Here is a 5,167-nt window from a genome sequence, read left to right as displayed (position 1 = left end):
GAAATGCAGTTCCTCCTCGCAACCTGGGCCGGCGCCTGCCCCACCTGCCACCGCGACATACCCAAATCCATACAAACCTGACCAAGCCCTACTAGGCCCTGTCCGGCGGATCATGGCGTCGACGGGGTGTGGGCCTTGATCGTCCATCTGGCTCTCGTGATGCAATGTTGCTTATGGCAACGCTTCTTGATGTGGCACAGAGGTTCCGTTCCCTGCATGTACCTGGCACGCCGCTGGTCCTGCCCAATGCGTGGGACGGTGCTTCCGCTTGTGTGGTGGCGGACGCAGGTGCTGTTGCGATCGCGACCACCAGTGCCGGGGTCGCCTGGTCACTCGGCCGCGGCGACGGCGATCACATGACCCGCGACCAGGCGCTCGGCGCGATCGCCCGGATCACGGCCGTTGTTGACGTACCGGTCACCGCCGACATCGAACGCGGCTATGCGACCGGCCCTGACGGCGTGGCCGAGACTGTCCGAGGCGTTCTCGCGGCCGGAGCCGTGGGGATCAACCTCGAGGACACCCTGCGCCCCGTCGCCGAGCAGGCTGAGCGGATCGCAGCCGCCCGCAGGGCCGCGGACGAGACCGGCATCCCGCTGTTCATCAACGCCCGCATCGACACGCACCGCCTGCCGCCAGGTGACCACACGGCCTGGCTGGACGAGACGCTCACCCGCGCCCGCGCCTACGCGGCAGCCGGCGCGGACGGCATCTTCGTCCTCGGCACGCCGGACGCCGAGACGGTCAGGGCACTCGTGGGCTCTCAACCCCTGCCGGTGAACGTCCTGGCCGGCCCCGGCGCACTCCCGGTCTCTGAGCTCGCCGAGGCGGGAGCCGCCCGCATCAGTGCTGGATCCTCCATCGCCGAGGCGGCGTACGGGCTGGTCCGCCGGGCTGCCCGCGAACTGCTGGAGAATGGCACGACGACCACACTGGAGGGCGGATTCGACTACGCCACCCTCAACGCGCTGCTCCTGGCCGAGCCCGCGCACTGAGACGCGGTCAGGGGGCGCAGCCACAGCCTGATCGCCGCTACGGTGACGGTTCCGTGGAAGACGTAGGCCCGCTTGTCATAGCGCGTCGCCACGGCCCGGAAGCTCTTGAGGCGGTTGATCGTGCGCTCGACTTCGTTGCGGCGCTTGTACATCTGCTTGTCGAAGCCCGTGGGTCGGCCTCCTCTACTGCCGCGGCGCCGGCGGTTGGCCCGCTGGTCCTTCGGTTCGGGGATGGTGTGCTTGATCTGGCGTCTGCGCAGGTAGCGGCGGTTACGGCGGGAGCTGTAGGCCTTGTCACCACCGAGGTGGTCGGGCCGTGTGCGCGGATGGCCACCGCCGGTGCGCTTGACCCGGATGCGCTCCAGCACGGGGATCAGCTGCGGGCTGTCGCCCCACTGGCCCGGTGTGATCAGCAGGGCCAGTGGGCGAAGGCCGCCCTCCCCGGCAAGGCGGAGCTTGCAGGTCAAACCGCCTCTGGAGCGTCCGAGTCCTTCGTCGGGACGGTGCTGCCGGGGCGTTGATCTTCGCTTGGGGAGCCGTGGCGGCCTGCGCGGTGCTCCGGCAGCGTGCTGGTGGGCACGACACGAGGTGGAGTCCACGCCGACCATGCTCCAGTCGATTCGCCCCTGAGCGTCGGCGTCGGTCAGGACGGCCTGGTAGAGGGCTTCCCACGTGCCGTCCGCTGACCAACGGCGGTGGCGCTCGTAGACGGTTTTCCAGTTCCCGAACCGCGAGGGCTGGTCCCGCCACGGGACGCCTGTGCGTATTCGGAAAAGGATCCCGTTGATCACCTTCCGGTGATCGATCCAGCGCCCTCCGCGGCAACCGGACTTCGGCAGCTGCGGCCCCAACCGCCCACCCCTCGCTTGCCAGATCGCCCCGCCCCACAAGCAATAATCATCCAAGAACGAGGCCGTCACGTGATCCGCCGGAAAGGGCCTAGCGGCGGGCGAGGCCGTCGATCATCAGGGAGACGGTGAAGTCGAAGCGGTCGTGGCCCGTGCCGGCGGTGATTTCGGCGGCGTGGCGGGTGGTGTGGGGGAAGGCCACGGCGGGCAGGGCGGTGAGGCGGCGCTGCAGTTCGTCGCGGTCGAGGACCCACGCGTCGTTGTCGTGTGCCGCTCGCTGGCGCACGATCGAGGCTTCGAGGCAGTAGGCGGCCACGTACAGCAGGAGCGCGTCGACGGCCCAGGCGGCGGCCTGTGGGGCGACGCCGCCGGCGAGCAGGATCGCCAGCATCCCTTCGCTGACGCGCATGGTTTCGAGGTCGGTGGGGGCCATGGCGAGCGCGGCGCGGGAGACCCCGGGGTAGTCCAGGTACTGGTCGCGGATCTGGGTGCAGACGCCGCGGATCTGGTCCCGCCAGGCCGTGGGGTCGGGCTCGGGCAGGGCGAGCGCGGCGCACAGCCGTCCGATGAGCAGCTCGTCGAGGTCGGCCTTGTTGACGACGTGGGCGTAGAGCGAGGCGGGTCCGGTGTCGAGGGCGCCGGCGAGGCGGCGCATGGTCAGTGCCTCGTAGCCCTCGGTGGCGATGACGTCCAGCGCGGTGTCGATGACCTGGTCCACGGTGATGGGGGCCTTGCGGCGCCGCGGCCTGGGGTCGGTCTCGGCGTCGGGGTTCGGCGGCTGGTGGCGTGCCGCGCGTCGCTCTCTCGGGTTCACCGGACCATCATAGCTTGACACGAACGCCGTTCGTTTATAGAACACTGTTCGTGACTAATGTGAACCAGGATTCGAACCAGGCCGTGAGCCGGGACGTGCAGCTGGAAATGGACGTGGACGTGACCGTGGTCGGCGCCGGGCCGGTGGGCCTCGTGCTCGCCGCCGAGCTGGCGCTCTCCGGGGCGACGGTGCAGGTGCTCGAACGGCTCGCCGAGCCGGACCGGTCGATGAAGGCGGGGGCGGTCAACGTCCCGACGGCCGAGGCGCTCGACCGCCGCGGCCTGCTGCCGGCCGCCGAACAGGTGCAGCGGGAGCAGCTCGAACGGGTCGGGTCGTTCGCCCGCGCGGTCGACCAGCCGCCCGGCGGCGGCCGGCCGGCGCGCGCACCCCGCTTCACCGGGCACTTCGCCGGGATGGTCCTCGACGCCGACCTCGTGGACTGGTCCGACGCCGACCTCGCCGCGCACACCGCCGTCGACGGAGCGCGGATGGTGCCGCAGCGCGAGCTGGAGGCACTGCTGGCCGGCCAGGCCGCGCGCCTGGGCGTGGCGGTGCGTCGCGGGGTGGAGGTCACCGCGCTCGAAGACACCGGCGACGGCGTGCTCGTCACCACCACCGCCGGCACGGTGCGCACCGGATGGCTGGTCGGGTGCGACGGCGGGCGCAGCACCGTGCGCCGCCTCGCGGGCATCGGCTTCCCCGGCACCGACCCCGAACTCACCGGACACCTGGCGGTCGTCGACATCGCCGACCCCACGATGCTCGCGGACGGATGGGCGTGGTCGACCCGGGGCGCCTACCGTTACGGGCCGCAGCCCGGGCGGGTGGTCACCGTGGAGTTCGACGGCGGCCCCGCCGACCGCTCCGCGCCGGTCACCCTTGAGGAGGTGCAGAGCAGCCTGCGCCGGGTCTCGGGCACCGACGTCACCCTCACCGCGCTGCGCGGCCCCGCGACCCGCTGGAGCGACAACGCCCGCCAGGCCGCGGCCTACCGCTCGGGGCGGGTGCTCCTGGCCGGCGACGCCGCGCACGTGCACTCGCCGTTCGGCGGCCAAGGGCTCAACCTCGGGGTCGGCGACGCGATGAACCTCGGCTGGAAGCTCGGCGCCGTGGTCGCCGGGTGGGCGCCCGAAGGGCTGCTCGACACCTACGACGCCGAGCGCCGCCCCCTCGGCGCCTGGGTGCTGGACTGGACGCGGGCCCAGATCGGGGTGATGCGCGGGGACGCCAAGTCGGCCGCGCTCCGGGAGGTCGTCGCCGACCTGCTGGGCACCGGGGCGGGCGCGACCCACGCGGTCAAGAAGATCTCCGGGGTGACGCAGCGCATCGACCTGCCCGGCGACCACCCGCTGGTCGGGCGGTACGTCCCCGACCTGTGGCTGGGGGACGGCTCCCGGCTGGTCGACCACGGCCACGGCGGCGGGTTCCTGCTGCTCGACCGCACGGCGGACGGCGCGTTCACCCGCCTCGCCTCGGACTGGCCCAGGCGGGTGACCGCTGTGACCGCTGTGACCGACGACAGCGCGACACCGACCGCAGTCCTCGTCCGCCCGGACGGAGTGGTCGCCTGGGCCTGCGACACCACCGACACCGCCGCCGCCGCCGACGCTGCCGCCCTCGAAGCCGCCCTGCACCGCTGGGCGGGCGCCCCGTCCCCCTCACCCGCCCCCAAGCCAGTGCGCTGAACTTCGAGCCCTCCGACCGCCCCCGGAACCTGGCGTGTGTCTGACGGTCACCCGGCAGCCGTGAAGTCCGGGCGGGGTTTCTCATTGGCGCTCACCCATCGCTCCGCCCGGTCGTACGAGTAGAAGCGCAGCGGTTCGGAGTGGGGAGGCAGCGCCTTCACCAGTTGGCCGGTCTTGTGGTCCTGGATGACCCAGACCGGGTACGAGGCCCCGTGAGCGGCGTCGGCGGGAACGATCCCGTATCGCCGGCTCATCGGCGGGTCACCTGGATGAACCCGCCGACCTTCTCGACCCGCCGGGAGAATTCGTCGAACTCGCCGTCGATGGGGGAGACGGTCGCCCTGGACGGGATCAGGATCGCTCCGGCGCCCAGGTTCTGGATCATCTGCAAGGCGGCCAGAAGCAGGGGACGTTGGTCCGGGGGCTTCTCCATCTCGTCATCGACGACGGTGAGGGCCACCGTCCACCCGAAGGCGAGCGCGTACTCCTCGCAGCTGCGCATCTCCAACTCGGGGAAGGCAGGACTGGCCTTGGCCAGGTAGATCACCACCTGGAAGCGCTTGATGCCTGTGCCCGTAAGGTCCTTGACGACCTCGCCGGCCTTCGGCCGGCAGATCGTCGCGCGAGACCTCTTGCGAACCGCCACTGCGAACTCCCTAGAGCACTCAACCTGTGTCCTAGGTCAGAAGGTAGAGCGAGGAGAAGTGCTGTCGGCTTCAACGTCGGTGCACTAGTAGGGCTTGGTCAGGTTTGTATGGATTTGGGTATGTCGCGGTGGCAGGTGGGGCAGGCGCCGGCCCAGGTTGCGAGGAGGAACTGCATTTC

Annotated in this window: 6 protein-coding genes; 2 read left to right on the top strand and 4 right to left on the bottom strand. The window is 71.0% G+C overall.

Going from position 1 to position 5,167, the window contains the following annotated elements; genetic code table 11:
- Positions 1-164 precede the first annotated feature (164 nt).
- Entirely contained in the window at positions 165-995 is an 831-nt protein-coding gene (locus ACFV6I_RS37460) for an isocitrate lyase/phosphoenolpyruvate mutase family protein (protein WP_380430547.1), read from the top strand.
- Here ACFV6I_RS37460 and ACFV6I_RS37455 read toward each other — a convergent pair.
- A protein-coding gene (locus tag ACFV6I_RS37455; RefSeq protein ID WP_380430544.1) for an IS5 family transposase occupies positions 950-1,883 on the bottom strand; the annotation gives its coding sequence in 2 pieces (ribosomal slippage) (positions 950-1,850 and positions 1,849-1,883; 936 coding nt in all). The genes ACFV6I_RS37460 and ACFV6I_RS37455 overlap by 46 nt on opposite strands.
- A gap of 51 nt (positions 1,884-1,934) precedes the next feature.
- Positions 1,935-2,657 (bottom strand): TetR/AcrR family transcriptional regulator, encoded by a 723-nt coding sequence (locus ACFV6I_RS37450; protein ID WP_380430541.1) that lies wholly within the window; start codon positions 2,655-2,657, stop codon positions 1,935-1,937.
- A 107-nt stretch (positions 2,658-2,764) separates the two neighbouring features.
- Between ACFV6I_RS37450 and ACFV6I_RS37445 the strand changes: the two genes are divergently transcribed.
- Positions 2,765-4,342 carry an FAD-dependent oxidoreductase gene (locus tag ACFV6I_RS37445; protein WP_380430549.1) on the top strand — a complete coding sequence of 526 codons (1,578 nt, stop codon included), beginning with the start codon at positions 2,765-2,767 and terminating at the stop codon, positions 4,340-4,342.
- Between the two features lie 47 nt (positions 4,343-4,389).
- Here ACFV6I_RS37445 and ACFV6I_RS37440 read toward each other — a convergent pair whose 3' ends face one another.
- Together ACFV6I_RS37440 and ACFV6I_RS37435 are read right to left on the bottom strand one after the other, a co-directional pair.
- Positions 4,390-4,596 (bottom strand): hypothetical protein, encoded by a 207-nt coding sequence (locus tag ACFV6I_RS37440; RefSeq protein WP_380430538.1) that lies wholly within the window; start codon positions 4,594-4,596, stop codon positions 4,390-4,392.
- Positions 4,593-4,988, bottom strand: coding sequence for a hypothetical protein (locus ACFV6I_RS37435; protein ID WP_063352253.1), 396 nt, complete (start codon positions 4,986-4,988; stop codon positions 4,593-4,595). The genes ACFV6I_RS37440 and ACFV6I_RS37435 overlap by 4 nt, the downstream gene beginning before the upstream one ends.
- Positions 4,989-5,167: the final 179 nt, after the last annotated feature.

Source organism: Kitasatospora sp. NPDC059803 (assembly GCF_042732255.1).
Classification (GTDB): domain Bacteria; phylum Actinomycetota; class Actinomycetes; order Streptomycetales; family Streptomycetaceae; genus Kitasatospora.
Note: the sequence above shows the minus strand (reverse complement) of the source record. Positions and strands in the feature narration are given on the sequence as shown.

What these genes read in the sequence shown, in the direction of transcription:
- ACFV6I_RS37445 (WP_380430549.1), top strand. Translation starts at nt 2,765, where the DNA reads ATGGACGTGGACGTGACCGTGGTCGGCGCCGGGCCGGTGGGCCTCGTG.
- ACFV6I_RS37440 (WP_380430538.1), bottom strand. Translation starts at nt 4,596, where the DNA reads ATGAGCCGGCGATACGGGATCGTTCCCGCCGACGCCGCTCACGGGGCC.
- ACFV6I_RS37460 (WP_380430547.1), top strand. Translation starts at nt 165, where the DNA reads ATGTTGCTTATGGCAACGCTTCTTGATGTGGCACAGAGGTTCCGTTCC.